This is a genomic window from Mycobacterium sp. IDUB_1, from assembly GCF_055419625.1.
Map to the genome: position 1 here is coordinate 483,623 of NZ_JBVAYA010000002.1, position 26,229 is coordinate 509,851.

Annotated in this window: 30 protein-coding genes; 17 read left to right on the forward strand and 13 right to left on the reverse strand. The window is 66.8% G+C overall.

Going from position 1 to position 26,229, the window contains the following annotated elements; all coding sequences use genetic code 11:
• Positions 1-2 precede the first annotated feature (2 nt).
• The 6 genes from ACZYYX_RS15255 to ACZYYX_RS15280 all read right to left on the reverse strand — a co-directional run bounded on the left by ACZYYX_RS15255 (position 3) and on the right by ACZYYX_RS15280 (position 4,809).
• Positions 3-410: a transcriptional regulator gene (locus ACZYYX_RS15255; protein ID WP_463815352.1), complete on the reverse strand. Its 408-nt coding sequence runs from the start codon at positions 408-410 to the stop codon at positions 3-5.
• A 169-nt stretch (positions 411-579) separates the two neighbouring features.
• On the reverse strand, positions 580-1,233 hold the full coding sequence (locus ACZYYX_RS15260; protein ID WP_463815353.1) for an HAD-IA family hydrolase: 654 nt from the start codon (positions 1,231-1,233) through the stop codon (positions 580-582).
• Positions 1,224-1,856, reverse strand: a complete 633-nt coding sequence (locus ACZYYX_RS15265) for a GIY-YIG nuclease family protein (RefSeq protein WP_463815355.1) — start codon at positions 1,854-1,856, stop codon at positions 1,224-1,226. The genes ACZYYX_RS15260 and ACZYYX_RS15265 overlap by 10 nt, the downstream gene beginning before the upstream one ends.
• Positions 1,857-1,879: 23 nt before the next feature.
• On the reverse strand, positions 1,880-2,767 hold the full coding sequence (locus ACZYYX_RS15270; RefSeq protein ID WP_463815356.1) for a universal stress protein: 888 nt from the start codon (positions 2,765-2,767) through the stop codon (positions 1,880-1,882).
• Positions 2,764-4,587, reverse strand: a complete 1,824-nt coding sequence (locus ACZYYX_RS15275; RefSeq protein ID WP_463815357.1) for an amino acid permease — start codon at positions 4,585-4,587, stop codon at positions 2,764-2,766. The genes ACZYYX_RS15270 and ACZYYX_RS15275 overlap by 4 nt, the downstream gene beginning before the upstream one ends.
• 84 nt (positions 4,588-4,671) lie before the next feature.
• Positions 4,672-4,809 (reverse strand): hypothetical protein, encoded by a 138-nt coding sequence (locus ACZYYX_RS15280; RefSeq protein ID WP_463815358.1) that lies wholly within the window; start codon positions 4,807-4,809, stop codon positions 4,672-4,674.
• Positions 4,810-4,979: 170 nt separating this feature from the next.
• On the opposite strand from ACZYYX_RS15280, the gene ACZYYX_RS15285 reads away from it, so the two are divergent.
• Positions 4,980-5,138 (forward strand): DUF6307 family protein, encoded by a 159-nt coding sequence (locus ACZYYX_RS15285; RefSeq protein ID WP_463815359.1) that lies wholly within the window; start codon positions 4,980-4,982, stop codon positions 5,136-5,138.
• Positions 5,139-5,142: 4 nt separating this feature from the next.
• Positions 5,143-5,337, forward strand: coding sequence for a hypothetical protein (locus ACZYYX_RS15290; protein ID WP_463815360.1), 195 nt, complete (start codon positions 5,143-5,145; stop codon positions 5,335-5,337).
• A 57-nt stretch (positions 5,338-5,394) separates the two neighbouring features.
• Here ACZYYX_RS15290 and ACZYYX_RS15295 read toward each other — a convergent pair whose 3' ends face one another.
• Both ACZYYX_RS15295 and ACZYYX_RS15300 read right to left on the reverse strand, forming a co-directional pair.
• A complete protein-coding gene (locus ACZYYX_RS15295; RefSeq protein ID WP_463815361.1) occupies positions 5,395-5,865 on the reverse strand; it encodes a hypothetical protein in 471 nt (156 codons plus the stop codon).
• A gap of 79 nt (positions 5,866-5,944) precedes the next feature.
• The gene (locus tag ACZYYX_RS15300; RefSeq protein ID WP_463815362.1) at positions 5,945-7,828 is read right to left on the reverse strand and encodes an alpha/beta hydrolase; all 1,884 of its coding nucleotides are present in this window, start codon (positions 7,826-7,828) and stop codon (positions 5,945-5,947) included.
• Positions 7,829-7,948: 120 nt separating this feature from the next.
• Here ACZYYX_RS15300 and ACZYYX_RS15305 point away from each other — a divergent pair, with 120 nt between their 5' ends.
• Genes ACZYYX_RS15305 through ACZYYX_RS15330 form a run of 6 tightly spaced genes read left to right on the forward strand, consistent with a single transcriptional unit; the run spans position 7,949 to position 14,325 of the window.
• Positions 7,949-8,758 carry a CDP-alcohol phosphatidyltransferase family protein gene (locus ACZYYX_RS15305; protein ID WP_463815363.1) on the forward strand — a complete coding sequence of 270 codons (810 nt, stop codon included), beginning with the start codon at positions 7,949-7,951 and terminating at the stop codon, positions 8,756-8,758.
• The gene (locus ACZYYX_RS15310; RefSeq protein WP_463815364.1) at positions 8,755-9,372 is read left to right on the forward strand and encodes a lysophospholipid acyltransferase family protein; all 618 of its coding nucleotides are present in this window, start codon (positions 8,755-8,757) and stop codon (positions 9,370-9,372) included. The genes ACZYYX_RS15305 and ACZYYX_RS15310 overlap by 4 nt, the downstream gene beginning before the upstream one ends.
• 4 nt (positions 9,373-9,376) lie before the next feature.
• Positions 9,377-10,285, forward strand: coding sequence for a phosphatidate cytidylyltransferase (locus ACZYYX_RS15315; protein ID WP_463815365.1), 909 nt, complete (start codon positions 9,377-9,379; stop codon positions 10,283-10,285).
• A gap of 10 nt (positions 10,286-10,295) precedes the next feature.
• The gene (locus ACZYYX_RS15320; RefSeq protein ID WP_463815367.1) at positions 10,296-11,951 is read left to right on the forward strand and encodes an ATP-binding cassette domain-containing protein; all 1,656 of its coding nucleotides are present in this window, start codon (positions 10,296-10,298) and stop codon (positions 11,949-11,951) included.
• A 38-nt stretch (positions 11,952-11,989) separates the two neighbouring features.
• Entirely contained in the window at positions 11,990-13,024 is a 1,035-nt protein-coding gene (locus ACZYYX_RS15325) for an aldo/keto reductase (RefSeq protein ID WP_463815368.1), read from the forward strand.
• A 44-nt stretch (positions 13,025-13,068) separates the two neighbouring features.
• On the forward strand, positions 13,069-14,325 hold the full coding sequence (locus tag ACZYYX_RS15330) for an HNH endonuclease signature motif containing protein (protein ID WP_463815369.1): 1,257 nt from the start codon (positions 13,069-13,071) through the stop codon (positions 14,323-14,325).
• A 10-nt stretch (positions 14,326-14,335) separates the two neighbouring features.
• On the opposite strand, the gene ACZYYX_RS15335 is transcribed toward ACZYYX_RS15330, so the two are convergent.
• Both ACZYYX_RS15335 and ACZYYX_RS15340 read right to left on the reverse strand, forming a co-directional pair.
• A complete protein-coding gene (locus ACZYYX_RS15335) occupies positions 14,336-15,223 on the reverse strand; it encodes a phytanoyl-CoA dioxygenase family protein (protein WP_463815370.1) in 888 nt (295 codons plus the stop codon).
• A 67-nt stretch (positions 15,224-15,290) separates the two neighbouring features.
• Positions 15,291-15,860 carry a TetR/AcrR family transcriptional regulator gene (locus ACZYYX_RS15340; RefSeq protein ID WP_463815372.1) on the reverse strand — a complete coding sequence of 190 codons (570 nt, stop codon included), beginning with the start codon at positions 15,858-15,860 and terminating at the stop codon, positions 15,291-15,293.
• Positions 15,861-16,046: 186 nt separating this feature from the next.
• Here ACZYYX_RS15340 and ACZYYX_RS15345 point away from each other — a divergent pair, with 186 nt between their 5' ends.
• The 3 genes from ACZYYX_RS15345 (at position 16,047) to ACZYYX_RS15355 (ending at position 19,665) form a co-directional block, all read left to right on the forward strand.
• On the forward strand, positions 16,047-16,481 hold the full coding sequence (locus ACZYYX_RS15345) for an MmpS family transport accessory protein (protein ID WP_463815373.1): 435 nt from the start codon (positions 16,047-16,049) through the stop codon (positions 16,479-16,481).
• Entirely contained in the window at positions 16,478-19,300 is a 2,823-nt protein-coding gene (locus ACZYYX_RS15350; protein WP_463815374.1) for an MMPL/RND family transporter, read from the forward strand. The genes ACZYYX_RS15345 and ACZYYX_RS15350 overlap by 4 nt, the downstream gene beginning before the upstream one ends.
• 161 nt (positions 19,301-19,461) lie before the next feature.
• Positions 19,462-19,665, forward strand: a complete 204-nt coding sequence (locus ACZYYX_RS15355) for a hypothetical protein (RefSeq protein WP_463815815.1) — start codon at positions 19,462-19,464, stop codon at positions 19,663-19,665.
• Between the two features lie 4 nt (positions 19,666-19,669).
• On the opposite strand, the gene ACZYYX_RS15360 is transcribed toward ACZYYX_RS15355, so the two are convergent.
• Complete coding sequence (locus ACZYYX_RS15360) at positions 19,670-19,852, reverse strand: hypothetical protein (protein ID WP_463815375.1); 183 nt, start codon at positions 19,850-19,852, stop codon at positions 19,670-19,672.
• Positions 19,853-19,908: 56 nt separating this feature from the next.
• Positions 19,909-20,469: a hypothetical protein gene (locus tag ACZYYX_RS15365; protein WP_463815376.1), complete on the reverse strand. Its 561-nt coding sequence runs from the start codon at positions 20,467-20,469 to the stop codon at positions 19,909-19,911.
• Between the two features lie 121 nt (positions 20,470-20,590).
• Between ACZYYX_RS15365 and ACZYYX_RS15370 the strand changes: the two genes are divergently transcribed.
• Together ACZYYX_RS15370 and ACZYYX_RS15375 are read left to right on the forward strand one after the other, a co-directional pair.
• Positions 20,591-21,538, forward strand: a complete 948-nt coding sequence (locus ACZYYX_RS15370) for an NAD(P)/FAD-dependent oxidoreductase (RefSeq protein ID WP_463815377.1) — start codon at positions 20,591-20,593, stop codon at positions 21,536-21,538.
• The gene (locus ACZYYX_RS15375; RefSeq protein WP_463815378.1) at positions 21,535-22,515 is read left to right on the forward strand and encodes an MOSC domain-containing protein; all 981 of its coding nucleotides are present in this window, start codon (positions 21,535-21,537) and stop codon (positions 22,513-22,515) included. The genes ACZYYX_RS15370 and ACZYYX_RS15375 overlap by 4 nt, the downstream gene beginning before the upstream one ends.
• 4 nt (positions 22,516-22,519) lie before the next feature.
• Here the strand turns inward: ACZYYX_RS15375 and ACZYYX_RS15380 are convergent, their stop codons facing one another.
• Positions 22,520-23,452 carry a LysR family transcriptional regulator gene (locus ACZYYX_RS15380; RefSeq protein ID WP_463815379.1) on the reverse strand — a complete coding sequence of 311 codons (933 nt, stop codon included), beginning with the start codon at positions 23,450-23,452 and terminating at the stop codon, positions 22,520-22,522.
• A 103-nt stretch (positions 23,453-23,555) separates the two neighbouring features.
• Here ACZYYX_RS15380 and ACZYYX_RS15385 point away from each other — a divergent pair, with 103 nt between their 5' ends.
• From ACZYYX_RS15385 to ACZYYX_RS15400, 4 genes are read left to right on the forward strand one after another with little or no spacing between them, the layout of a single operon-like run.
• A complete protein-coding gene (locus ACZYYX_RS15385; RefSeq protein ID WP_463815380.1) occupies positions 23,556-24,434 on the forward strand; it encodes an alpha/beta fold hydrolase in 879 nt (292 codons plus the stop codon).
• Entirely contained in the window at positions 24,431-25,090 is a 660-nt protein-coding gene (locus ACZYYX_RS15390) for a cysteine hydrolase family protein (RefSeq protein ID WP_463815381.1), read from the forward strand. The genes ACZYYX_RS15385 and ACZYYX_RS15390 overlap by 4 nt, the downstream gene beginning before the upstream one ends.
• Before the next feature lie 2 nt (positions 25,091-25,092).
• Positions 25,093-25,554: a nuclear transport factor 2 family protein gene (locus ACZYYX_RS15395; protein ID WP_463815382.1), complete on the forward strand. Its 462-nt coding sequence runs from the start codon at positions 25,093-25,095 to the stop codon at positions 25,552-25,554.
• The gene (locus tag ACZYYX_RS15400) at positions 25,551-26,177 is read left to right on the forward strand and encodes a pyridoxamine 5'-phosphate oxidase family protein (RefSeq protein WP_463815383.1); all 627 of its coding nucleotides are present in this window, start codon (positions 25,551-25,553) and stop codon (positions 26,175-26,177) included. Before ACZYYX_RS15395 ends, ACZYYX_RS15400 begins: the two co-directional genes overlap by 4 nt.
• The last annotated feature ends 52 nt before the right edge of the window (positions 26,178-26,229 follow it).

Genomic DNA, 26,229 nt, shown 5'->3' on the forward strand with positions numbered 1-26,229 from the left:
GATCACACCGATCCATCGTCGGCGAGGTGTTCCCTGCGCCGCAATTCGTCCACCTTCTCCACGACATCGCGCTGCGCTTGGGGCGACAGTCCGATGGACCGTGCGGCCACACGTCGTACCCCCTCGTCGCGAAGGCCGGCCAGCAGGGTCAGCTCCTTGTCGAGCTTCGCGTAGTAGGAGTCATCGGTGAAGAATTCAGGTCTGATGCGGAAGAAGTTGGCCAAGGCGGCCATAGTCGTACTGGATGGATTGGTCCGGTTTCCCGATCTCAGCTGCGACAAGTAGGGAGCCGACATCGTCAACCCCTCTGCCTTCAGCGCCGTGACCACTTCGGCGGACGTGTGCGGTCCGCGTCCAGGCGGATACACGGTGTCGAAAAGCCTGTTCAGTCGATCTGCGAATGTGTTCATGTCTGCTGTCCCCTCGCGCGGCCGGTGAGCGGAGTCCTGTGCCGCTGATCCAGGATAAGTTCTGACGTGGCGATCGCCAGGTTATTGGCGTATTCGACGTGTATTCGTCCGAACACTGTTGCCGCCGCCATCGTAAAATGGCATTCGAAATTTTTGCTGTTGCAAAAGATCACGGATTTCTCAGGACATCGCCGACGAGCGGTATGAGGGTGTTGTGTTCGGCCATCGGCGCGGGCTGGTCACCGCGGTCCATGTGCACTCGGTTGTGCCACCAAACGGACATGCCGACGTTGCCCGCGCCGGCGATGTCGAAGCGTGAGCCGGCAACGAAGAGGACGCGATGCGGTTCGAGCCCCAGCTGCTGCACGGCGAGCAGGTAGGGCGCCGGCTGCGGCTTGTATGCACCAGCCGCTTCGGCCGTGACGACGACGTCGAGGGGAACGCCCATCCGCGCGGCGGCGAGTTGTCCCAGACGTTCTGAGCAGTTCGTGACGACGCCGAGCTTGACGCCGGCCGAGGCCAACTCGGTCAGGACCCCGGGAGCTTCACTCCACGGCTGCAGTTCAGCCCAGCGGGCGGAGAGCTTGGCGACCACGCCTCGATCGAGGTGCAGCGCCTCGGCCGCTTCGCCGACGAGGGTCTCGTAGTCGCGATACGACCCCTGCCCGTAGGTGATCTCGAGATACTTGTTCCGCCACAGGGCTCCGGTGCGTGGATCGCCTGCGACGTCGTTCCACACTGTCCACGAATCCAGCAGCGCGGTCAGCAGATCGAAGAGCACCGCGTCATAGCGCGCTGATGCTGCAGAACCGCTCAGGACCACTCCGCGAGCACCCGCATCTTGCCGGCCTTGACCGCCGCGTCCCGCCGCAGCCGCTTCAACTCCGGCGCAAAAGCGTTGCGCTCGTTGCCCTGCAGGTTCAACGGCAGCACCAACGCGGTGAGCAGCCTGGCTTCCATGTGCCAGGGCTCCGGGTGCAGCACCCAGGACACCATCGCGTTCTCCGCCATCCACTGAGTCAGGATCGCCTCTCCACCGGCGAACGTCTGCCGCTTACCCGACCCGACCCTGCGCAGCCCAAAGCCCAGTTCTCCGCCCAGCAGCACGCCCAGCGACTTGCGCAACGTCGAGCCGTCCGCGCCGGCGGTCCCCGCGCCGAAGTGGTATCTGATGCGCTTACGCAGATCCTGCGGAGTCTGCGGCTTTCCGTCGGCTCGCGGCGGGCCGGGGCTCACCCCGACGTAGAGCAGGGTCCAGCCGTCGCGCTCTTCGCATCCGGAGACGTCGATTGCGCCAGGGATCTCCCGGAACCACCATCCGTGCGCTCCCGGCCGAGCCGGCACGGGATCAGCGTCGGAGAACACCTCGTCGCGCGTATATCGTTGCGCAGAAAGGAAGTTCGACACCACATCCGCGGTCTTCCTGTCGGACATCCTGCCAGCCATACCGCACAGCCTAGTCCTCTCGGTCAGGCAGCTTGCCGTCGCGGCACGATCATTGTCGGCACCGGGGCGTGCCGAAGGATGCGGGCCGCAGCCGAGCCGAGGAACACCTGTGCAGCGGGTCCTGCCGCACCGGAGCCGAGCACCAGGATGTCGCCGGCCGCCCACGGGACAGCATCCACCGCGTCACGCCACGTCGCCCCGGCGCCGATGACGATGTCGGCGTCGACGACTTCGATGTCCGAGCGTGCTTTCTCCAGTTGAGCGGCAATCTGGTCCTGGGTGCGCCGGGCCCACTGGGTGACGACGAGGTCCTCAGCGCCGGTCTCGATGGCGCCGCTGAACATGGTGACCGGGCGGACCGTGAAGGACGCGATGCGCAGATGCGCCGACCATTCGCGTGCCATCTCTGCGCTGGTGGCGACCAATCCGACCGCGTCGGCTTGCCCGCCGTAGGCCGCCGTCAACCGCTCGATACGTCCGCGCTGCGCGGGATAGCTCCTCGGTGCGATGGCGACCGGAACCGCAGCGGTGTGCACAAGGCGATCGGTCACACTACCCAGCGCGACCCTGCCGAGCAGGCCTGTCGATGACGAGCCGACCACCACGACCTCAGCGCTCCATTCGATGGCGAGCTCAGTCAGGCCTTTAGGGACCGACGCGGCGTGGTGTACCACCTGCCACACGTCCACGTCGTCGGGCAGTTGGTCGACCATCTGCTTGAGAGATCTCTGCGCCTGCACTGCAACGTAATTCAGGTACTCGTTCTCGACGGGATCCAGCTTCGGGGGCCACGGCCGCTCGACGATCGCCACCGCGACCATCCGGTCACCCGTGCATCGACACAGCTGGGCCGCCAGATGCAGCGGCGCCGACGCCTGACCGCTGGGGTTGACGCCCGCGACGATCGTCATCTCCGAGCCTGTTCTCCCGCTATCGACTTGGCGACGACGTGTGTCACCGGCACTTCGAACTGTGCCCGGGCGCGGTCCACCACGTCGAAGCGCTGCCAGATCGACAGTTCGGGCGGCAGCGTAGCGATCACGATCTGGTCGGGATCGAACGTGCTGACAGCGTGATCGAGTGCCCGCAGGGGGCGATAGTCACCCAATTCGCCTTGGGCTTGGAGGTTCTCGCTCCGGAGCGTCGCCAACGTGGCGTCGAGCCGAGCCTGCGCCGCCTCCTCTGTGGCCTCGGTGACGTCACGCGGTCCGTGCGTGGCCGCAGCTCCCGTGTCGACCGGGCTGGCAGGCACCACCACGAGGTACTGCGCGTCGCGATCTGCACCGATACGGGACAGCTCCGCAAGCAGCTCCTGTGAATCGAGGGTCTGATTCGCCAGCACGAGTACGCGATGCGGCGCGGCGGAGGGTGCCTCGGCGGGCGACAGCGGACGCTTCTTCACGAACCACTTGTTCACCGCGAACAGCACGATGACGACCGCCCACGACAGCAGACTGAGCACCAGCTGCGACCGCAGCGCTGTGTCGATGAACATCTGGACCAGGATGGCCACGATCCCCACAGCCGTGAGGATCGACAGCACCGGGAAGAGCCACATCTTCACGCGCAGTTCGGAATCCGGGGTTCGGTAGCGCAGCACGATCTGCGAGATCGCGATGAGCAGGTACACGAACAGGATGATCGCGCCGCTGGAGTTGAGCAGGAACGCGAAGATCGTGTCGGGTGACAGAGCAGCGGCGATGACGCACAGGAACCCGATGACCGACGACGCGAGGATGGCGTTCGCCGGCACGCCGCGACGGGTCACCTTGACCAGGGCAGGCGGGGCCTCCCGCCGCGCCGCCAGCACGAACAACATCCGCGACGCGGTGTACATCCCGGAATTGAGGCAGCTCAGCACCGCCGTCAACACCACCGCGTTCATCACGTGATCGGCGTAGGGAATCCCCATCTGGGTGAACGCGGCGACGAATGGTGATGCGGACACGGCGTCGTCGTTCCACGGCAAGATAGTGACCAGCAGGAACACCGCGCCGACGTAGAAGATCAGGATGCGCAGGATCACCGAGTTGGCGGCCTTGGCCACCGCGCGCTCTGGATCGGAGGACTCCGCGGCGGCGATCGTCGCGATTTCGGCGCCCACCATGGAGAAGATCACCGTGACGATTCCAACGGTGATCGCGCTCAATCCGAATGGCGTGAACCCGCCGTGACTGGTCAGATTCGAGAAGTCCGCTGACTTGTCCGGCCACAGCCCGAAGACGTACGCGCCGCCCAGCGCGATGAACGCGATGATGGCGGCCACTTTGATTCCGGCGAACCAGAATTCGAACTCGCCGTAGGAGGCGACGGAGAACAGGTTGGTCGCCGTCATCAGCACCATGAAGACGAGGGCGGACAGCCAGAGGGGGACATCGATCCAGTACTGGATGATCTTTGCGCCGGCGATGGCTTCGAAGCCGACCACGATGACCCAGAAGTACCAGTACAACCAGCCGACAGAGAATCCCGCCCAGTGCCCCAATGCGGTGCGCGAATAGTCTGCGAACGATCCGGTGGAAGGATTGGCGACGGCCATCTCGGCCAGCATCCGCATCACCATGATGATCAGCACGCCGGCCATGCCGTAGGTGAGGAAGGCCCCGGGTCCGGTGGCGCCGATGACGACGCCGGAACCGACGAACAGGCCCGCTCCGATCACACCGCCGATCGCGATCATCGTCAGCTGGCGCTGGTTGAGCGCCTTCTTCAGGGTGGGTGTCGCGTTCACGGGGGACCTCTAACGCCGATGGAAACCCAGACCCCCAACGTACGCCTAAGTGATGCGCATCACATAGCGAGAGGGGATCTCGCCTCAGCGCTTCTTGTTGTCGAACGCCGCCTCCGTCGTCGACTTCTTCGCGTCTTCCTTGGCGTGCTTGGCCGCACGTTTCTCCTTGAGCGACTTGCCCGAACTCTTGGACATGGCTTGCCGGGGAGATTTATCGGACATGACGAGCCCCTTGCTTCGCGAGGCCTCGATGGTCCCGATCGCCCCGACCGTACTCCTCGAATGTGCGCTGGACTCACTTCGACTCCGGGGGCGGCCGATTGCGCGTACGCTGACGAACGTCGGGCGCCTCGGTCAACGAGCGAAACAGGCCCGGCTGAAAAGGGATTCCCATGGCATCGCAACAGTCGATCCGCTCACCCTATGACGCCCGCGTCGACCTCGTCGCTGGAACCATCGCCGAGCACACGAAACTCAAGAATGACGCCGCGCGCGAGCTCGCCGTTCACATCCTGCACACGATCAACACCATTCCGGAAAAGGTGCGCTGATCCGATGACTGTCAAAGTCGCGTTGCCCAACAATGAATTCGACGACTACATGCGATTCGGCGACACGTACACCGAGCACGCCGACGGTCGTCTCGAGGTGTTTCGTACCGGTGCCGAAACTCTGAGTTACACCGCGACGCAGTGGATCGGTGTCGAGGGTGACCAGAAGCGCTCCAGGACAAGGCTTTTCCGGCGCTGACTCGTCGATCCATCGCGCCGCTTCGCCGTTGGCGCGGTCAGATCGAGCAGCGCGTATTCAGCGGTCACGCACCTCACCGGTGATGTCGTGCAGCGCGCTGTCGTCGCGGTGGTCGGTCATGTTCCGGCACTCACCGAAGATCTGCAGCGAACCCCGCTCGGGATAGTTCCCCGGCGCAGCAATGGCCATCACACCGCCCTTGTGCGCGACCTCGCCGTACGGGTTGAGCCCCGGCGGCGGACCGGGCGCCCAGCCCGGCTGCTGTGCTGCCGCCGCCGCGACCTGCTTGGCCATCGTCGCGCTGTCGGTGCTCCTCGGCACTTCGTACGCCACGTCGACACGGCCGTGATACGGCGGCTCTCCTTGGTCGTTGCACCACTCCCACTCGAATGTGGCATAGGTGACGCGAAGATTCGCCGCCCGGGCGATCTCCTTGGCAGCATCGACGACCTGTGCTCGGGCCTGATCGTCGGGCAGGCTTTGCGCCGTCGGGCCTGCGGACGCGGTGTCCTTGGGTGGGGGAGACATCGATGAGCAACCTCCTGTTGAGACGGCGAGGACAGCAAGGGCACTGAACAACGCTGCCGCGCAGACGCGTAACCGCTTATCAGTATCTGTGGTCATTGGTGACGTTCTCTCGGTCCCATTCTGGGTCGTAGATGATCGGGGTCTGGACGTCGACGCCCGGGATCGGCACCTTGCCGATGATGGGCACGTCGACCTCGCGGGGAGTACTCACGGTCATCGGGTGGCGGTGCTCGGCGATCAGGTTGTCTGTGACCAGGCGATCCGCGTTGCCGGACGCGATGTCGGTGATGCCGCGCAATGATTCGCTGCCGACCTTGTAGTAGTTCGAGTGGTCGGCCGGGTCGATCCCGTCGGCGCCGGCGACTTCGGCCCGGAACCTCACTGACCCGAAGTCCTGCCCCGCAGGATCGGTGCCCAGGCCGGCGGACACACCCATCATGTTGCCCAGTTTGTCGTTGAGCGCGTTCGGCAGTCCCGGCCCGGCTTCGCCGAGCATGCCGACCGGATCGGTCGAGGCGTCCCCGACGTAGACCTGGCCACCGTTGAGGTGGAAGTCGGCGGCGCTGCGGGCGGCGTCGGTGCCCGGGCAGCCGAGCAAGACCGCATCGTTGGCTTGCATCCCGCTGCGCGCGAACGCATCCGCCACCGTCGTCGAGCCGTACGAATGCCCGATGACCGTCGTGTGCTGCGGCACCGACGGGTCGTGGGTGACCCCGAAGCTGTTGACGTCCCAGGCCAGCGCGTCGCCGCCGGTGCGTGCCAGGCCGGGAGTAGCGATGTTGGGATCGGTGAAGCTCTCGGGGGTGTCGTAACCCATCCACGACATCACCGCGGTGGGGCTGTTCGGGTCGGCGGCCCGCGCCTGGTCGTAGAGGTTGCGGGCGTCGTTGTGGCCGTCGGAAAGCCACCCGTCGCGCACACTCGAGCCGGTGCCGGGAACGATGACCGCGGTGTTGGCGGATTTGTCCGGATTGCCGATCGAGACCGCCGCCCGCCCCTTGCCGTCGAAAGCCGTTGGCTCGTATGCCCACAACATCGTCGGGCGGAGGTTGCGGTCCATCCGCTCCTGCGGGCTGATATCGCTGTAGCGGCGATTGTTGCGTTCGTCGCCGTCGATGCCCATCTGGTGCAGCAGACCGTCCTGCGTCTTCTTGGCGTTGTCGTAACGCACGACGTCATCACGTGAGAGTCCGAACCTGCTCGGGTCTGATTTCACGTCGTCGACGGACACGCCGTTCTGTTGGGCGGTGTGCTCGACCCGGTCCAGATCGTCGTCCATCACCGCGACGTTGACCTGATCGCGCACCTCGGCCGGCAGCCCGTTGAGGTTGCCCAGGATCGGCGGATGCTTGGCGATCAGCTCCTGGCGTTGCTGCTCGGTCAGACTGTCCCACCATTGCTTGACGTCCGCGGGAGCGGTGTCCATCGACGGGATCTGTACGTCCTGCCCGCCGACGTTCACGGTCGGGTTGTCCAGATTGGGGCCGTCGGCCTGATCGATCGCGGCCGCCGTGTTCTCGTCGAGATCGGTGAACAGCTGCAAGATCTTCTTGAGCACGGTGCTGCAGTTGGCGGCGATGCTGTCGAGGAACCGGCCCACCAGCCACTGGTGGGGGGTCACCGTGCCGTCATCGGCGACCGAGAAACCCATGTTCTCCAGCGACGAGACCAGGTTCAGCAACGTGTCGCGCAGCGCGCCCATCTGCAGGCCCGCGTTCTGCAGCGCCGACTGCAGATGTTGCAGGCGCATCGCGGTCCGCTCCTGGATCGCGATGTCCTTGAGCCCGCGGGCGATGGCGGCCGCGGCGGCCGCCCCGGTCCAGTGATCCTGCAGATGCGAGAGCGTCTCCCGTTCGCCGGCGATGACGGTCTGGACCTCGGCGTACTGGCTACCCAGCTCGGTGGCCGCATCGACCAGCGTGCCGGGCTGCGTCGCCCTGACCACCGAGATCGATACCGGCATGACCCTCCGCTCGTTGCTGAGACGATGGTGTCACATGGCGGGGAGGGGGTCGGCGCGTGTGCTGACGTACCGAGCGCGGAGTTGGGATCGGTAGCTCGTCGGCCTCGATGTACTCGGCGCATGAGCATCACCTCCATCCGCCGCACCCTGCTCCCCAGGGCGGTCCGCGGCACCCGCTTCACGGGGCTCTACGCGCTGAAGCCGTGGTTCACGGCACGGTTGACCCCGGTCATCGACACCGCGGTCGCTCGACGCATCTCCCCGGACGTGTTCACCGCCGCTGGAGTCGTCGCGGCCGGCGCGGCGGGAACCGCGATCGCCTTCGGCTCCTGGCCGCTGGCTGCGCTCTTCATGGTGCTGCGACTGGCCGGCGCCAATCTCGACGGAGTCGTCGCCCGCGCCCGCGGCGTCAGCAGGCCGTGGGGTTTCGTCGTCAACGAACTCGGTGACCGCACCGCCGACCTGCTCGCGTTCGCCGGCCTCGCAGTATGGGCCGCGCGCCTGCACGGGCCGGAATTCGACTGGTTGTCCTGGCCGGTCCTGCAGGTGCTGCTGGCCGCCCTGGCCGCGACCCTGCCGACCTTCGCCTCGCTGGCCGTGGCGGCCGCCGGACTCACGCGCCGCAACGGCGGCCCGCTCGGCAAGACCGAGCGCTGCCTGTTCCTGGTGCTCGCGACCGCTCTCCCCGTCATCATGCCGATCCTGTTGACGCAACTCGTGAACGGCTCGGTGCTCACCACGATCCTGCGGCTGCGGGCCGCGCACCGAGAGCTCAAAGCCCAGCGTGCCCAGGAACTCGTCGACGCCCAGTTCGACGCCATCACAGCACCCTTCACCGTCGCGCATCGCAGGTTCACCGCGGTGACCCAGCGCATCGCCGTCCCCACCCGCGACGCCGTGACCCGGCCGATGGCGGAGGTCGGCGCATGACCGCTGCAAGCATGCTGCGGCACCGGCTTTGGCGCACGGTGTGCGCTGCTTCGGGCGGGCTCACCGTCACGGGGCAGTGGAGCGTCGAGGGTGGTTGTGTCGTCGTCGCCAACCACGCCTCGCACGCCGACACCGCGGTCCTGGTGGCCGCGCTTCCCGCCCATGCCCGCCCCGTCTTCGGTGCCGCCGCCGACTACTGGTTCGCGGTCCCGTCGCGTCGCGTCGTCGCGACCTCCCTGATCGGCGTATTGCCGGTGCGCCGCACCGGCGACGCCACCTACGACGCGCTACTCGCCGCCGCCGGCCCGGCCCTGCGCGCGGGACGTACCGTCGTCCTCTACCCCGAGGGCACCCGGTCGACCGACGGCACCATCGGCGCATTCCGCTCCGGTGCAGTGCGGTTGGCACGCGATTGCGGCGTGCCGATCGTCCCCGTCGCCATCGCGGGAACCGCGGACGTGCTGCCCAAGGACGGGCACTTCTCCCGCGCGCCGATGCACGTGCGCCTCGGTGCGCCCGTCGACCCCTTCTTCGTCACAGCGGCGCACCTACGCGAGTACGTGCTCGAGTTGCGGGGCGACGTCGTCACCGACCGCTACGCACTGACGGCCTGACGTCATGACGCTCGTTGACCACTACCTGTGGTTCCTGCATCTCGATCGCAGGATGGCGCTCGACATCGATCTCGGCCCCCTGCAGGTGCACCTGTACTCGCGCGCCGTGTTCCTGATGTGGGTGACGGTGGCTGTCCTCGCTGTGGCCGGTGTCGCGGTGATCGTCTCGCGCAGAACGGAATTGGTGCAGAAGTGGCGGACCTGGGTGCTCATCGCCCCCGCGGTCGGGCTGCCCGTCTGGTTCGGGCCCGGCACCACGGCGCTGCTGGCAGCGGCACTGGCTGCTGTCGCCGTCCTCGAGTACGCCCGGCTGGTGAAGTTGGGCCGGGCCGACGCCGCGGTGTTGCTCGCATTGGCCGTGGCGTACCCGCTGGCAGCGTGGCTGCGCCCGTCTCTGCTGTACGTCGCGCCCGTCCTGATGCTGTTGTGCGCGGTGCCGTCGGTCCTGGCCGGCGACGTCGACAACGGTTCGCGCCGAACGGCCTTCGCGGCGTTCGGATCGGTGTGGGTCTGCTGGTCGCTCGCTCATCTGGTGATGGTGTGGCCGGACACCTACCTGCTGTGCCTGGCCGTCGCGGCGACCGACGTCGCCGCCTGGTGCGGCGGAAAGGGATTGCGCCGCATGCGGTGGGCTCGCCTGCCGTTGTCTCCGCTGAGCCCGAACAAGACGGTCGGCGGGATGGTGGGCGCGATCATCGGTGCCTGTCTGATCCTCACGCTGCTCGGCACTGTGACGGTCGGGTTGCTCATGGCGGTCGCGCTCGGCGGGCTCTTCGGCGACCTGCTCGAGTCCATGCTCAAGCGCCAGGCCGGGGTCAAAGACGCCGGTGGCTGGCTGCCCGGATTCGGTGGCCTGCTCGACCGCATCGATTCCCTGCTCGTCGTCCTGCCCCTCGCCTTTGTCCTCGGATGAGAGAACTGCCATGACCGATTGTGTGATGATGCGCCGGGTGACCACCCGCGGCCTCGACGTCCGGGACGTCACCGTTGTCGTAGACGAAACCGTTCTGCTCGAACAGGTTTCGTTGCAGGCTCCGCCCGGAACGCTGACTGCGGTGATCGGCCCGTCCGGTGCGGGGAAGTCGACGCTGGCTGCGGTCATCGCCGGCGCGATGCGACCTACCACCGGCACGGCAGCATTCCACGCCCGCGACGTGCGCGGCCTGCGCAGCGAAATCGGGATGGTGCCGCAGGACGATGTCGTCCACGGCCGCCTCACCGTCGAAGAGGCACTTCGGTTTGCCGCGGAACTGCGCATGCCCGCCGGGGCGGGGGACAGGGCCTGGGCGATCGCAGCGGTGCTCGACGAGCTCGAACTCGTGCCGCACGCGGATACCCGCGTCGAGTCGTTGTCGGGCGGACAGCGCAAGCGTGTGTCGATTGCCATCGAATTGCTCACCGATCCCGGCCTTCTCGTGCTCGACGAACCGACCACCGGTCTCGATCCCGCCCTCGATCGCGCGGTCATGGCGATGCTTCGCCGCCTCGCCGACGCCGGACGTGTCATCGTGGTGGTGACGCACTCACTGGCGTTCCTGGACGTCTGCGACCAGGTGGTGATGCTCGCACCCGGCGGCAAGACAGTGTTCGTCGGACCACCTGGTGAGGTCAATTCCGTTCTGGGCGGGTCGGATTGGGCGGACATCTTCGCTGCCGTCTGCACTGACCCCGACGGCCTGCATCAGCGATTTCTGCAGCGTCACCGTCGACCGGAAGCCGAGACGGTCTGCTTCGACGCGGTGCCGCCGACCTTCAGCGGGCGCCCTGGGCTGTGGCGTCAGACGGCGACGCTCCTGCGCCGCCAGATGGTGTTGCTTCTGGCCAACCGCGGATACCTCGCCTTCCTCGCGGTGCTTCCGTTTCTCGTCGGCCTGCTGCCGCTGACGGTGGCCGGTGACGCCGGATTGGCTGGGGTGCCGGCGCCTGGCGCGCCCCCATTCGAGGCCAAGCACGTGGTCGCGTTGACGAGCTTCGCGGCGATCCTGATGGGCGCGACACTGACCGTGCGCGATCTGGTTGGCGAACGGCGCGTGTATCAGCGCGAACTGTCGGCGGGGCTGTCCGCCTCGGCGTACCTGGCGGCGAAGGCGGTGGTGTTCGGCGCGATCGCCGTACTGCAGTCGGCGGTCCTCGTGGCGATCGTTCTGTCGCCAGGCATGGGCAAGCCGGGTCCGGCGAGTGCGGTCGTTCTGGGCAGCGCCCCAGTGGAGTTCTTCGTCGGCATCGCAGGGACGGCGTGCGTGGCCGTGCTGATGGGACTGGCCATCTCGGCGATCGCACGTACGGGTGATCAGGTGATCGTGCTGCTGGCGATCACGCTGATGGCGCAGCTGGTGCTCGCCGGCGGGTTCATCCCGGTGACAGGCCGGCCGTTGATGGAGGCGCTTGCCTGGTTCGCCCCGGGGCGGTGGGGTTTCGCGGCCACCGCGTCGACGGCGGACCTGACGCGCTTGGTCGCCGGGATCGCCGACGACGCGCATTGGCACCATACGTCGAGCACGTGGTTGACGAACATGGCTGTGCTGCTGGCGCTTGCGGCGACCTTCGCCGGTGTCACGCGGTGGCGACTGCGGCGCTGATGTGAAATAAAGCCCTCGTATCGTGACTTGTGCTCTCCATGGAGCACTTCACCTTCGGCCGCAACAACGGTCTCCGCACCTCGGCGCTTGCGCTCGGTGCGGGGAACTTCGGTACCCGCTGGGGTTATGGCGCGGAAGAACCGGCCGCGCGGGCGATCGTGGATCGCTTCGCCGAGGCCGGCGGCACCTTCATCGACACCGCAGCCACCTACCAGGTCGGCGAGTCGGAAGAGATCTTGGGTCGCATCCTGGCGGGCCGGCGTGATGACTTCACCATCGCCACGAAATTCGCCGTCGGCGGAACTGCTGAGGGCAGCGGTGTCTTGCAGACCGGTAACAACCGCCGAGCGATGGTGCGGTCCGTGGAGAACAGCCTGCGCAGACTCGATACCGAATACATCGATCTGCTCTGGGTTCACTGGCCTGACTTCGTGACACCCATCGAGGAGATCGTGCGTGCCTATGAGGATCTGATCGCGTCCGGGAAGGTGCTCTACGCGGGGCTGTCGAATTTCCCGGCGTGGCTGACGGCCCGAGGCGCCACGCTGGCCGAGGTGCGGGGGTGGGCGCCTATCGCAGCCGTACAGATCGAGTACAGCCTCGTCGAGCGCAGCGCAGACCGCGACAACCTCCCCATGGTCGAGGCACTCGGATTGGGTGCCGCGCTGTGGTCTCCTCTGGGTGGAGGGCTGCTCACCGGCAAGTACCGCAGCGGTGAATCCGGGCGGTTACAGGCCTGGAATCGAGTGGTGCACACCGACGAGGACCCGCGCAAGGCCGCGGTGGTCGACGCGGTGCTCGCTGCGGCCGACGAGTTGGGGGTGCCGGCGGCACGGGTCGCGGTCGCGTGGCTCGTCGAACGGGCGCGGCGGTCGAGTACCGGAATCGTGCCGATCATCGGTCCGCGCACCGTCGAGCAGCTCGACGATTACCTGGCAGCGCTTGATCTCGATCTCGGAACCCGCTACGACAGCCTCGACGACGTCAGTCGCATCAGCCTGGGTCAGCCGCACGAGCAGGACCTCGAGCAGCTGCCGACAGTGCTGGGCGGCAACGAGTTTCGGGTGCGCTGAGTCCGAGGAGCCGAGTTGTCGGTGCCTTGTGGTTCTGTGGGGTCATGTTCCCGAGCAGTTCGTTGGCCATCGATGAGCGGTTGTCGGTGCTCTTCGACGAGCTTGCCGAGCTGACCGGTCAGCGTAACGCGATCGACGGGCGAATCGTGGAGATCTTCGCCGAGGTCGACCGTGATCAGTTGTGGGCGGCGGCCGGCGCGAAATCGACCGCTGGTCTGGCGGCGTGGAAAGCCGCAGTGTCTCCATCGCGGGCGCAGACGATCGCCGCGATTGCGGCCCGCTACGACGAATTCCCGCAGTGTGTCGAGGGTCTGGCACAGGGTCGGTTCTCCGTGGATCAGGTCGGGGTGATCGCCGAACACGGTCTTCCCGGCTCCGACGCCCATTTCGCGACCATGGCCCGATGCGCGACGGTGTCTCAGTTGCGCACCGCGTTGAAGATGCAACCCAAACCCCAGCCTGAACCAGCGCCCGAACCCGATGATGACGGCGAGGAGGCCGCGATAGTCGATCCGGGGCCGCAGCCCACGATCAGCTCGACCTCCGATGAGCAGTACACCTATTGGCAGATCGCGCTGCCCCATGTCGAGGCCGCCGCGTTCGAGGCGGCGCTGGCCTCGCATCGCGATGCACTGATCACCGAGTGGACGGCCGCCGACCCCGACGGGCGGGCGGCGATGCCGACCACCGCGGCGGCGTTTCTGCGGCTGGTCGACGCGAGCTGGGACGCCGAGGCGGCGGCGCGTCCGCACGGGCAGCGCACCACCGTGGTGGTGCACGTCGACGTAGCCAGCCGAGTCGCGAGCCTGCACCTGGGCCCGGTGCTCACCGACGCCGAGCGCCGGTATCTGACCTGCGATGCCACCTGCGAGGTGTGGTTTCACCGCGACGGGCAGGTGATCGGGGCCGGGCGTTCGAGCCGGACGGTGAACCGGCGCCTACGCCGGGCGCTCGAGCATCGCGACCGTGTCTGCGTGGTGCCCGGCTGCGGGGCCACCCGGGCGCTACACGCTCACCACCTCGTGCACTGGGAGGACGGCGGACCCACCGAACTGTGGAATCTCGCGCTGGTCTGCCCGTATCACCATCGGGCCCATCACCGCGGCCTGATCACGATCACCGGACCCGCCGACCACCTCGTCGTCACCGACGCCGCCGGCCACACCCTCACCTCAGCCTCCCTGGCCCGGCCACCCACCCAACCCCCACCGGACGTCGCACCCTGTTCCGGGCCCACCGGCGAACGCGCCAACTGGTGGTGGTACCAGCCCTACGAACCACACCCCACGGACGCGGACTAGAGGACGACGATTACTCGCTGTGCGTGAGCGAGTCGGTGAAGGCCGCGTTCGCCGCGCCGTTGAGTCGGCTGCCGTCGAAGCCGTACTCGACAGCGTCACCGCGGATTGCACGCAGCGGATCCTCGAAGTCCCGGAAGTATCCCATCGCCCAGGCGCCCTCCTGGTAGCCGATGAGCTTCAGCAGATCGTCGTCGAGGGTCCGCGCCACGTCGATGGGCACCGAGAGGAATTGGTTCTCCTCCTGGCGCACCCAGCCGACGCAGTAGTTGACGTTGATCGCGCGCCGAACCCGATCGGAACGGTTCGCGGCCCCGCTGTGCACGATCTTGCCGGTGTAGATCAGCACCGAACCGCGTGTCATCTCGGCCTGCAGGCATTCGTCGTCGCGGTAGTCGGTGGGTTTCTTGTCGCCGACCTGACTGCCGGGAACGATTCGGGTGGCGCCCATTTCGGCGGTGTAGTCCGACAGCGCCCACAGCGTGTTGCACTGCACGTGGTAGTCGTCGGGGAAGGGATAGAAGTCGAACGCGTTCTGGTCGCGGTGCAGTGCTTGCGCCGACTCGCCGGGTTCGATCGAGATCACCTGCGTCAGCATCAGCTGAAAGGCCGACGCGTGGCCGAGGAAGTCGGCGCAGACGCCCATCATCGTGGGGTTCTGGATCAGCGTGCGGCACGCGGGAGACCGCGCGACCAGCGCGCCGGTGCGACGCGTCCGCCGTCCGATCATCGCGTTGTAGCCGAGCGGGGTGGCATCGAGGTAGGGCGCGAGTTCGCGGCCGATGTCGTCCATCAACTCGGTGGGCACAAGGTTGTCGACGATCACGTAGCCGTCGCGACGAAGCAGATCCGACATCTCCTCGGGCGGGGTGGTGGCGGGGACGTGGTTCAGTTCCGGCATGCCCTCGAGTATCGCGATCGCGTGTGTTGAGCTGGTAAAACGGCGTCACGCCGCCGTTACGCCTGGATCAGGGCACGGGTGCCGGCGCGAGAAGGCGGGTCGACAGCTCGACGAGGTTTCGCTGCAGTTCGCCGTCGTCGATGTCGGACATGTCGGGATCTGCGGCGACCCTGCAGACGCCGGAGAGGAACACCCGCAGGGCGATGCGGTCGGCGGCGCATGGTTGCGGTCCCTCGAGCAGCTCCTGCAGGCGGCCGGTGACGACGCTGAATTCTGGTTCGTCACGCACCATTTGGTCGATACCCGGGTCGCCGTAGAACAGGACCGACAACTCACGGTGTCGGACCACCATCTCGATGAGGCCACTGACCAAGACCTCGCGGCGGCGCTGCATATCGGGAAGCACTTCAGCGATCCGGATGACCCGGGCCATGTCGTCGATCGACGGCCGCAGGACTTCCAGAGCGATGTCTTCCTTCGAGCGGAACTGGTAGTAGACGGCCGCTTTGCTCACGCCGATACGGTCCGCGATCATCTGCAGCGACGTTCCGTGGACGCCGTGCTCGGCGAACAGCGCCAGAGCGGCGTCGAGTACCCGCTGTCGGGCCAGGCCGCGTGGTGCCGTCGGTCGTGCCATCCGTTCACCCTCTCCGTCCCGCCGCGAGACGCGCCTCACAATAAACGCCCAGCTTACCCGCGCTCCCTCTTCGTCCTATACCGATCACTCAATTAGAGCTAGCCGATCGGCTTGCTGAAATTATTCAGTACATCTATGTTTGCCTGGCCGACACACATGGTGTCGCGCGGCGCATAAGGGGCGTGCATGGTCGGGATCTTGAAGCGGGCCTGGATACCACTCGTCATCGTGGCGGTGATCGCGATAGCAGCGACCGTGGTGTACCGCATGCACGGGTTCTTCGGATCGAACAACGAGACGACCCGGCCCGGGGCCGGTCTGGCCCAGGATGCCGAACCGTTCAACCCGAAGGCTGTCACCTACGAGATCACCGGCGACTCAGGTGCTGTCGCGACCATCAACTACCTCGACCTTGACGCCAATCCGCACCGCGTCGACGATGCTCCGCTGCCGTGGTCGATCACGTTGAAGACCACGAAGCCGTCGGCCGCCGCCACGATCATCGCCCAGGGCGACGGTGCCTCGATCAGCTGCAAGATCCTGGTGGACAACGAAGTCCGAGACCAACAGACCTACGACGGCGTGAAAGCCCAGACATCCTGCCTGGTGAAGTCACTGTGAGCGCGCCGCGCACCGGCCACGCCCGGATTCCCCGCTTCCTGCGACTCTTCTGCGTTCCCGTCCTGCTGGGCTGGCTGGCGTTGACCGCCCTTCTCAACGTCGTCGTTCCCCAGCTCGAAGCAGTGGGGGCGGCCAACTCCACATCGCTGACACCCAATGACGCGCCGTCGCTGCAGGCCACGCAGTTGGTGGGAAAACTGTTCGGGGAGTACACATCCAACAGCTCGGCGATGATCGTGCTCGAGAGCGACAAGCCACTGGGGGCCGAAGCGCACACGTACTACGACGGGCTGATCGCTGCGCTGCGCAAGGACACGGTGCACATCCAGCACATCCAGGACCTGTGGGGTGACCCCCTCACGTCGTCGGGCTCGCAGTCGGCGGACAACCTGTCGTCCTACGTCCAGCTCTATCTCGCCGGGAACCAGGGTGAGACGCTCGCCAACGAGTCCGTCGAGGCGGTGCGCGACATCGTCGCCGCCAACCCGCCACCGCAAGGTCTGCGTGTCTACGTCACCGGCGCCGGACCGCTGCTCTCCGACCAGCAACACGCCGGCGACAAGAGCCTGCAACTCGTGACAGCACTGACGTTCCTCGTGATCATCACGATGCTGCTCCTCGTCTACCGCTCGATCGTCACCGTCCTCATCGTGCTGGTGACCGTCGTGCTCGAACTCGCGGTGGCGCGGGGCGTGGTGGCGTTCCTGGGCTATCACCACATCATCGAACTGTCGACGTTCGCGGTGAACCTGTTGACGCTGTTGGCCATTGCCGCGGCGACCGACTACGCCATCTTCCTGGTCGGGCGCTATCACGAGGCGCGCGGCGCCGGCGATGACCGGGAAAGCGCCTTCTACGTCATGTATCACGGCACCGCGCATGTGATCCTGGGGTCCGGTCTGACGATTGCCGGAGCAACGCTGTGCCTGCACTTCACCCGGCTGCCCTATTTCCAGACCCTCGGCATTCCGCTGGCGATCGGCATGTTCGTCGTCACGGTGGCTGCGCTGACGCTCGCGCCGGCGATCATCACGGTCGCCTCCCGGTTCGGGCTCCTCGATCCCAAGCGCAGCCAGCGGACCCGGGGATGGCGACGCGTCGGAACCGCCGTCGTCCGATGGCCCGGACCGATCCTGGTGGCCTCGCTCGCAGTGACGTTGGTCGGCCTACTCGCCCTGCCGTCCTACACCACGAGCTACGACGACAAGAAGTACCTGCCGTCAGACGTCGAGGCCAACGTGGGCTATCAGGTTGCGGCCAAACACTTTCCACAGGCGCGGCTCAATCCCGAGGTGCTGATGCTCGTCGCCGACCACGATCTGCGCAATCCGACCGACATGCTCATCGTCGACCGCGTCGCCAAGGAGGTCTTCCACCTGCCGGGAATCGCGCGGGTGCAGACGATCACACGACCACTCGGCACGCCGATCGAAGGTTCCTCGATTCCGTACATCGTCGGTCAGCAGGGCGTGAATCAGAAACTCACGCAGTCCTACGCCGAAGCGCGCACCGCCGACCTGCTCCGGCAGGCGAGCGACATCAACAATCAGATCGACGTCCTGCGCCGGCAACTGGAGCTGCAGAAGCAGAGCGCCAACGCGCAGCAGGAGCAGACGGACGTCCTGAAGCAGACGGTCGCGGTCACCAACGAACTGCGCGACAAGATCGCCAACTTCGACGACTTCTTCCGGCCCATCCGGAACTACTTCTACTGGGAACCGCACTGCTACGACATCCCCGCGTGCTACGCCCTGCGCTCGCTGTTCGACGCGCTCGACGGTATCGATCAACTCTCCGGGCTCCTCGCCGAGACCACGATCAGCCTCGACAAGATCAACGCCCTGCAACCCAAGCTGCTCGCGCTGATCCCGCCGCAGATCGCCAGCCAGGAACGCAACCGCGATCAGATCATGACGAACTATGCGACGCAGAAGGATCAACAGGATCTGCAGGATCGGCAGCAGTCCGACCCCGCCGCGCTGGGCCGAGCGTTCAACCAGTCGAAGATCGACGACTCGTTCTACCTACCTCCCGAGGTGTTCGACAACCCCGACTTCAAGCGCGGTCTGAAACAGTTCGTCTCACCCGATGGCAAGGCAGTGCGGTTCATCATCTCCCACCAGGGGGATCCGGCAACGCCAGAAGGCATTTCGCACATCGACCAGATCAAGAACTCGGCGTTCGAGGCCATCAAGGGCACCCCGCTGGAGACCTCCAAGATCTACCTGGGCGGCACCGCGGCGACCTACAAGGACATGCGGGACGGCTCGAACTACGACCTCGTCATCGCGGCGATCTCGGCGATCTGTCTGATCTTCATCATCATGCTGATCATCACCCGGTCGGCGATCGCGGCGCTGGTCATCGTCGGAACGGTGGTGCTGTCCCTCGCCGCGTCGTTCGGTTTGGCAGTTCTGTTGTGGCAGCACATCATCGGGCTCGAACTGCACTGGCTGGTGCTGGCGATGTCGGTGATCATCCTGCTGGCCGTGGGGTCGGACTACAACCTCTTGCTCGTCTCACGGTTCAAGGAGGAACGCGACGCGGGACTCAACACCGGGATCATCCGTGCCATCGCGGGTAGCGGCAGCGTGGTGACCTCGGCCGGCCTGGTGTTCGCGTTCACGATGATGTCGTTCGCGATCAGCGACCTCAAAGTGATGGCTCAGGTGGGGACCACGATCGGGCTCGGACTCCTCGTCGACACTCTGATCATCCGGTCGTTCATGACGCCGTCGATCGCGGCGTTGATGGGCCGGTGGTTCTGGTGGCCGCAGAACGTCCGCCCCCGGCCGGCCCGTCAGGTGACAGCGCACTGAACCGGCAAGCGGGCCGGCAGTTGCCGAGCCCGCTCGCCGGCGCGTCGGGTGGTCCAAAAAGCGAAGATGTCATGCATTCTGGGCTCACGGTGGCATCGCGACAGTTAGCGTTCGACGTCGTGAGCAAAGTGTCTGCTGCGTTGGTTGTCTGCGTCGGGTTGATGACGTGCGTCCCGACGCCTGCCGCGCAGGCGGCGGAGTGCGATCCCAACTACTCGGGTGCCTGTGTGCCGATCGCCAGTGACGTCGACTGCGCAAGCGGTAGTGGGAACGGACCGGCCTACGTGCAGGGGCCCGTCACCGTCGTCGGCAACGACATCTACGACCTGGACCGTGACGGAAACGGAACCGGTTGCGAATCGTAGGCGTTCACGACGGCGTGATCTCACCATCCGGGGTGACGTGAACCGTGCCGTCTTCGTGGGCGCCGGGAAGATCCGGCATCTCGTGACGACCACCGGCTGATCGGCGACGCGCAGACCACACCACCCCGCCGACCACAGAGGCCGCCACGGCCGCGAGCGGCCACACCAGCCGGGATCTGTCACCCATGCGCCCAGGTATGCCCACGCCGCGGGACGCAGAAACCGACCCGCGCCGGCGCGTGGTCAGCAGGGGTAGAAGAACCCGCCGCCCGCCAACCGCCACGACACCTTGCGCCAGTTCTCGAACCACGACACGTAGTCGCGGTCGCGGATCACGTAGTAGGCCTCGTGGTTGTCCCATCCGCAGTCGGTGGTGAAGTCCTGATAGGGAAAGCCCCACGAAAACATCGGGCCGCCGTCACGATTGAGGAAATAGAGTCCGTGCGGCACCCCCAGCGTCTCTCCGGCAAGGGAGCCCCGGCCGGTCCGCCAGCCGCGTGAGGTCACCCGATAGCCGAACGCGATGAACAACCAGTGCGTCCCATCGTGCGGGTCGGTCATCTTCGTCACTGTGGTCGACATCCCGGTCAGCGACGCGAGCACCGTGTTGTCGGTGGCCAGGATGTCGCGGTCGCGCATCTTGATCGTCTTGGTGGTGGCGCTGCGCTCCGGATGGTGATCGAGACCGAACATGTCGCTGATGTCGTGCCCGAGCGAGAAGTCGTCGTGGACCATCTCGTCGCTCAACGTGTCGGTGATGTCGACATCTGTGCTCCGCGCGAAACGGGTGGCGATGTGAGTCATGTCTGCTCCTGATCCCCGGCCCCGTGTGGGCCGTCGGCTCCAGGCAACGCCGGTCCCGGCCCGCACACATGCGTAGTGAGGTACTCGGGTGTCGAGCGCGTGGCCGGGCTACCGTGGCCTGATGACCGAGATGCCCCGCTCGCGCGTCGCCGTGCTCGGAGCGGGACTCTCCGGGGCGGCCTGCGCGCAGGCGCTACGCGAACGCGGCATCACCGTCGAGATCGTCGAGCGGGGCCGCGGCCCCGGCGGCCGGATGGCTTCACCCACGGTGCACGGGCGCCGCGTCGACCTGGGGGCGGCGTACTTCACCGTCAAGGAGCCGGCGTTTCACGCCATTGTCGACGACTGGGAGCGTCGCGGACTGGCCCGACCCTGGACCGACACCTTCGACGTGCTCGCGCCCGGTGCCCGCAACAGCACCTCCGGCCCGATGCGCTTCGCCGCCGCCGGGGGACTGCGCTCACTCGTCGGCGACCTGCTGCCCGACGATGTCCGTTACGAGACCCTGATCGAGACCCTCGACGACCTACCCCACGACGCCGTGGTGCTGGCAATGCCCGATCCGCAGGCCGCGCGACTCATCGCCGCGCCGCCCGGCGACTGGGTGGCCTACGACCCCGTCATCGCCGTCGCCGCCGGCTGGCCGCAGCGCAGCTGGTCGACCGACGCTGCCTTCGTCAACGACGACCCGGATCTGTCGTTTCTCGCCGACGACGGATCGCGCCGCGGCGACGGCGCCGCCGTGCTCGTCGCGCACAGCACCGCAGACCGGGCGCGCCGGCACCTCGAGGACCCCGAGCGGGCCGTCGCGCCGATGGTGGCGGCCATGCGCCGACTTCTGGACATCGCGGGCGACCCCGACTGGACCCACGTCCACCGGTGGACGTTCGCCAAGCCCGCCGACACCCACGCCGACGCCGAGTTCCACCTCGACACCACCGCACGGCCCCTCGGGTTGTGTGGTGATTCCTGGTGCCCGTCCGGCGCGCCACGTGTCGAAGCGGCGTGGCTGTCCGGGCAGCGCCTCGGTATCGCACTTGCGGATCATCTCGCGGAGGGAAATGCATGAAAGTCACTGAGCTCTGGCGCTTTCCGGTCAAGTCGATGGGTGGCACCCGCGTCGACGAGCTGCGGTTCGACGAGCGGGGTGTGCACGCCGACCGACTGTGGGCGGTACGCGACATCGAAAAGGGGGTCACGGCATCCGCCCGCAGAATCCCCGCTCTGCTGCAGTGTTCGGCGCGCTACGTCGCCGAACCCGGCCCCGATGCCGGACCGGGCAAGGTTCCCGCCGTCGTGATCTCCCTGCCCGACGGACGGGAGATCACCAGCGACGACCCGACCGTGCACGCAGCCCTCAGCGAGCTGGTCGGCCGGGAGGTGCGGCTCACCGCGCTCCCGTCGGCGAGCGACACCAGTGCCCACCGCATGTCGCTTCAGGCCTCTCTGGGCAACTTCGCCGCCGATCAGGTCCGACAGGACTTCGGCCTGGGCGACACCGACGAGCTGCCCGATACCTCGGTGTTCACCACGCGCCAAATGATCACTTTGGCAAGGTATTCCACCCCACCGGGGACATTCGTCGACCTCAGCCCGGTGCACCTGCTCAGCGCGACGAGCCTGCGCAGTCTCTCGGTCGATGGCACCCCGTACGACGTGCGGCGCTTCCGGCCCAACGTCCTCGTCGACGTCGAGAGCCCCGACCCGTTCCCCGAATCCGCTTGGGTCGGTGGCGAAGTGCACCTCGGCACAGTCGTACTGTCGGTGACCAACCCGACGATCCGGTGCGTGGTCGGGACACGTCCGCAGCCGGGCCTGGAGAAAGACCTGTCGGTGACCCGGCAGCTGGCCGAAAAGACGAACCGCTTCCTCGGCATCTACGCCGACGTCGCCACCGCCGGCACCGTCCGCGTCGACGACGAGGCAACCGTGTATCTGCCGCCGCCGCCGAACGCGGTCGAACGAACGGCCGTCGCGGTCGGCAAGTCGGCCAGCCGGGGCCTGCAGAAACTCGTCGAAGCCACGGTGCTGCGCTTCGCCAAGTGACGCTTCATCGACCCGGGTGCCGGAGGTGGTCGGGCTGGCTCACCCAGCCGGGCGGGACGTCGACGGACAAGGCGAGATGGACGAACCTGCCCACCGCGGCGGTCGTCGCGCGAATCGGGCACCACTGCAGCGTGTAGGGGATGAACCGCGGCGGCTGCAGCGGCACGAGCGTGACTCCGGGCGCGGTGCCGGCGACGGCGGCAGTGGTCAGCGTCCAGTCCACCTCGCGCTGTTCGGACCATCGGTGCGCCGACAGGTCGATCTCCGTCAATTCGGCTGTGGGCGGCGCGATTCCGGCGTCGTCGAGGATCTGCTGCAGGGCCAGCGACCACGCGGGGAACAGCGCCTCGCTGTGCGCGCCCAAGGTCTCGCCGGCCAGATCGGCGAGGTCGAGAGCCGCACGGTCGGCGAGGCGGTGGCCCTCACGCAGGCCCACCACCACCGGCTCCGCGCAGAACACCTCGCTCAAGATGCCCGGCGGATTGGTGACAGGCCCGCAGGTGATGGCGACATCGAGCGCGCCCTCCCCGATGGCCTGTTGCAAGTCAGGAAGCCACATCCGGCGCACCGACAACTCGACCTCGGGTGCGGCTCGCTGGAGAGCCTGCGCGAGATGCGGCGCGAGCAGCGGGGCGGCGGGCGGCGTGATGCCCAGCCGGACGGTGCCGGTGTCGCCGTCGACGAGCCGGCGCACCGCAGCTGCGGCTCCCTCGACGTCGTCGAGAATGCTGACCGCGCGGCCGAACAGCTCGACGCCGGCCTGCGTTAGGGCCACTCGGCGGGTGGTTCTGGTCAACAGCGGTGTGCCGACCTCCCGTTCGAGGCGGCGGATCAGCTCGCTCAGTGTGGGCTGCGAGATGTGGAGCTTCTCGGCGGCATGTCCGAAGTGCAGCTCTCGCGCCACCGCGACGAACGCCTCCAGCTGGCGCAATTCCACCCGACGATCCTAAGGCCCACCACGCGATTGATCAGCCAACCCGATGAATGCGATCCGAAACCAGCCCTTGTTCGCCGCACCGTGCACCGCGCAGGCTGAACACGTGTCCGATACCACCACGCGCCACCGCACCGCGACCATCGACGGGCTCGACGTCTTCTACCGGGAGGCCGGCGATCCCAGCCGCCCCACAGTGCTTCTGCTGCACGGCTTTCCGTCCAGCTCGCACATGTTCCGCAACCTGATCGCCGCGTTGGCCGACGACTACCATCTGATTGCACCCGACCACATCGGCTTCGGGCAGTCGGCGATGCCGTCGGTGAACCAGTTCACCTACAGCTTCGATCGGCTCACCGAGATCACCGAGGGACTGATCGAGCATCTGGGCCTCGAGCGGTTCGCGATCTACATCCACGACTACGGCGCGCCGATCGGACTGCGCATCGCCCACGCGCGGCCGGAACGCATCACCGCGATCATCAGCCAGAGCGGCAACGCCTACCTCGAGGGCTTCACCCCGTTCTGGGACCGCCTCTTCGCGCACGCGAAAGATCGTGCAGCGAACGAGGATTCGGTGCGGGAGTACTTCACCCCGGAGACCACGCGGTGGCAGTACACCCACGGCGTGCCCGCCGACCGGCTCGACCGGATCGCCCCGGAGACCTGGCAGCTCGACCAAGCCGGGCTGGACCGCAAGGGCAACGACGCGATCCAGTTGCAGCTGTTCTGGGACTACCAGTTCAACCTCGACGGCTACCCCGGGTTCCAGGAGTACTTCCGTACCCATCAACCGCCGCTGCTGGTGACCTGGGGGCGCAACGACCAGATCTTCGGCGCGGCGGGAGCCGAGGCGTTCCAGCGCGACCTGCCCGACGGCGAGTACCACCTGCTCGACACGGGCCACTTCGCACTGGAGACCCACGGCGACGAGATCGCCGGCTACGTCCGGGACTTCCTCGGCCGGAAAGTCGCGCAGCAGTGAACTACACGACGGCCGACACCGCGGTGGTCGTGATCGACCCGCAGAACGACGTGCTCAGCGCGACCGGGAAGAACTGGGAGGTGTTGCGCGACAGCGTCACCGAGAACCGGACCGTCGAGCATCTGGTCGAGCTGCTCACCGCCGCGCACGACGGCGGGTACGGCGTGTTCGTCTCGCCGCACTACTTCTATCCCACCGACCACCGGTGGTTGTTCAACGGTCCGCTGGAGACCGACGAGTTGCGGACCGACACCTTCGCCCGCCGCGGCCCGCTGACCCTCGACGGATTCGCCGGCTCCGGCGCGGACTGGCTGCCCGAGCTCGCGCCGCTGATCGACCACCCGGACACCGTCGTGGCCAGCCCACACAAGGTCTGGGGGCCACAGACCAACGACCTGGTTCTGCAGCTACGCAAACGCCGGATCAGCACGGTCGTGCTGTGCGGGATGCTGGCCAACATCTGCGTCGAATCACATCTGCGCGACCTGCTCGAACAGGGCTTCGAGGTCGTCGTCGTCACCGATGCCACCGCAGGTCCCCGCCATCCGGTGTTCGGCGACGGCTACCAGGCCGCCCTGGTCAACTACGCGTTCCTCGCTCACGGAGTCGTGACGACGAGCGACGTGATCACCGCGATGACACAGGAAGGCGCCTGATCATGACCGAATCCCGCCCACCGTTTCCCCCGTTCGACCTGACGACGGCGCTGCAGAAAGTGCAGGCCGCCGAAGACGCGTGGAACACCTGCGACCCGCACCGTGTCAGCCTCGCCTACACCGAGGACAGCGTGTGGCGTAACCGCGACCAGTTCGTCACCGGGCGGGCACAGATCGTCGAATTCCTCACCGCCAAATGGGCGCGGGAGCTCGACTACGCGCTGCGCAAAAGCCTGTGGAGTTTCCGCAACAACCGCATCGGCGTGCGGTTCCAGTACGAATGCCGTGACGCCTCAGGTCAGTGGTGGCGCAGCTACGGCAACGAACTGTGGGAGTTCGACGACCAAGGCTTGATGCGCCGGCGCGAGGCGAGCATCAACGACGTCGCGATCGACGAATCGCAACGGCGCTACTTCGGACCGCGCCCCGAGGCCGAGCACGGCCACGACATCCCCCTCCGATGAGCAGGCACTACGGATCGATCGCTTTCACCCCGACGGTGCGGTCGGTGCAGGAAGAGCACGGCAGCGCCACGTTCTACGGACGCAAGGCCGACACCGGTGCGGCGACACCGGGGCCGGACCGGCTCACCGACGACGAACGCGACTACCTGGCCGAGCGAGACCACTTCTATCTCGCGTCGGTCGGGGAGACCGGGTGGCCCTACGTGCAATTCCGCGGCGGACCTCCGGGATTCGTCCGGGTTCTCGACGACCACTCCATCGGGTGGGCCGATTTCCGCGGCAACCTCCAATACATCAGCACCGGCAACATGGGCGGCGAGCAGCGCGTCGCACTCATCTTCCTCGATCACGCCCACCGGCGACGCCTCAAGATCTTCGGACACGCCCGCATCGTGACCGCGGAACAGAACCCCGAGCTGGTCGCGTCGATGACCGATCCCACCTATGACGCGGTCGTCGAACGCGCCGTACTCGTCGACGTCGCCGCCTACGACTGGAACTGCCCGCAGCACATCACACCCCGCTACACGGCCGCCGAACTCGAGGGCGCACTGGAGCCGATGCGGCGCAAGCTCGCCGCCCTGGAGGCCGAAAACGCCGAGCTGCGGGCGCGCCGATCTTGACCATGTCGCGTCGATAACCGGCTCTCGTGCCCTCTGGAGGGCTAGCGTGTTC

Bases quoted from the DNA above. Each gene is read 5' to 3' on its own strand.
- ACZYYX_RS15305 (WP_463815363.1), top strand. From the start codon at position 7,949: ATGAGCATCACCTCCATCCGCCGCACCCTGCTCCCCAGGGCGGTCCGC.
- ACZYYX_RS15270 (WP_463815356.1), bottom strand. From the start codon at position 2,767: ATGACGATCGTCGCGGGCGTCAACCCCAGCGGTCAGGCGTCGGCGCCG.
- ACZYYX_RS15320 (WP_463815367.1), top strand. From the start codon at position 10,296: ATGACCGATTGTGTGATGATGCGCCGGGTGACCACCCGCGGCCTCGAC.
- ACZYYX_RS15280 (WP_463815358.1), bottom strand. From the start codon at position 4,809: ATGTCCGATAAATCTCCCCGGCAAGCCATGTCCAAGAGTTCGGGCAAG.
- ACZYYX_RS15345 (WP_463815373.1), top strand. From the start codon at position 16,047: ATGGTCGGGATCTTGAAGCGGGCCTGGATACCACTCGTCATCGTGGCG.
- ACZYYX_RS15370 (WP_463815377.1), top strand. From the start codon at position 20,591: ATGACCGAGATGCCCCGCTCGCGCGTCGCCGTGCTCGGAGCGGGACTC.
- ACZYYX_RS15285 (WP_463815359.1), top strand. From the start codon at position 4,980: ATGGCATCGCAACAGTCGATCCGCTCACCCTATGACGCCCGCGTCGAC.
- ACZYYX_RS15365 (WP_463815376.1), bottom strand. From the start codon at position 20,469: ATGACTCACATCGCCACCCGTTTCGCGCGGAGCACAGATGTCGACATC.
- ACZYYX_RS15255 (WP_463815352.1), bottom strand. From the start codon at position 410: ATGAACACATTCGCAGATCGACTGAACAGGCTTTTCGACACCGTGTAT.
- ACZYYX_RS15355 (WP_463815815.1), top strand. From the start codon at position 19,462: ATGACGTGCGTCCCGACGCCTGCCGCGCAGGCGGCGGAGTGCGATCCC.
- ACZYYX_RS15395 (WP_463815382.1), top strand. From the start codon at position 25,093: ATGACCGAATCCCGCCCACCGTTTCCCCCGTTCGACCTGACGACGGCG.
- ACZYYX_RS15375 (WP_463815378.1), top strand. From the start codon at position 21,535: ATGAAAGTCACTGAGCTCTGGCGCTTTCCGGTCAAGTCGATGGGTGGC.
- ACZYYX_RS15325 (WP_463815368.1), top strand. From the start codon at position 11,990: ATGGAGCACTTCACCTTCGGCCGCAACAACGGTCTCCGCACCTCGGCG.
- ACZYYX_RS15290 (WP_463815360.1), top strand. From the start codon at position 5,143: ATGACTGTCAAAGTCGCGTTGCCCAACAATGAATTCGACGACTACATG.
- ACZYYX_RS15340 (WP_463815372.1), bottom strand. From the start codon at position 15,860: ATGGCACGACCGACGGCACCACGCGGCCTGGCCCGACAGCGGGTACTC.
- ACZYYX_RS15295 (WP_463815361.1), bottom strand. From the start codon at position 5,865: ATGTCTCCCCCACCCAAGGACACCGCGTCCGCAGGCCCGACGGCGCAA.
- ACZYYX_RS15335 (WP_463815370.1), bottom strand. From the start codon at position 15,223: ATGCCGGAACTGAACCACGTCCCCGCCACCACCCCGCCCGAGGAGATG.
- ACZYYX_RS15300 (WP_463815362.1), bottom strand. From the start codon at position 7,828: ATGCCGGTATCGATCTCGGTGGTCAGGGCGACGCAGCCCGGCACGCTG.
- ACZYYX_RS15265 (WP_463815355.1), bottom strand. From the start codon at position 1,856: ATGGCTGGCAGGATGTCCGACAGGAAGACCGCGGATGTGGTGTCGAAC.
- ACZYYX_RS15330 (WP_463815369.1), top strand. From the start codon at position 13,069: ATGTTCCCGAGCAGTTCGTTGGCCATCGATGAGCGGTTGTCGGTGCTC.
- ACZYYX_RS15400 (WP_463815383.1), top strand. From the start codon at position 25,551: ATGAGCAGGCACTACGGATCGATCGCTTTCACCCCGACGGTGCGGTCG.
- ACZYYX_RS15310 (WP_463815364.1), top strand. From the start codon at position 8,755: ATGACCGCTGCAAGCATGCTGCGGCACCGGCTTTGGCGCACGGTGTGC.
- ACZYYX_RS15360 (WP_463815375.1), bottom strand. From the start codon at position 19,852: ATGGGTGACAGATCCCGGCTGGTGTGGCCGCTCGCGGCCGTGGCGGCC.
- ACZYYX_RS15315 (WP_463815365.1), top strand. From the start codon at position 9,377: ATGACGCTCGTTGACCACTACCTGTGGTTCCTGCATCTCGATCGCAGG.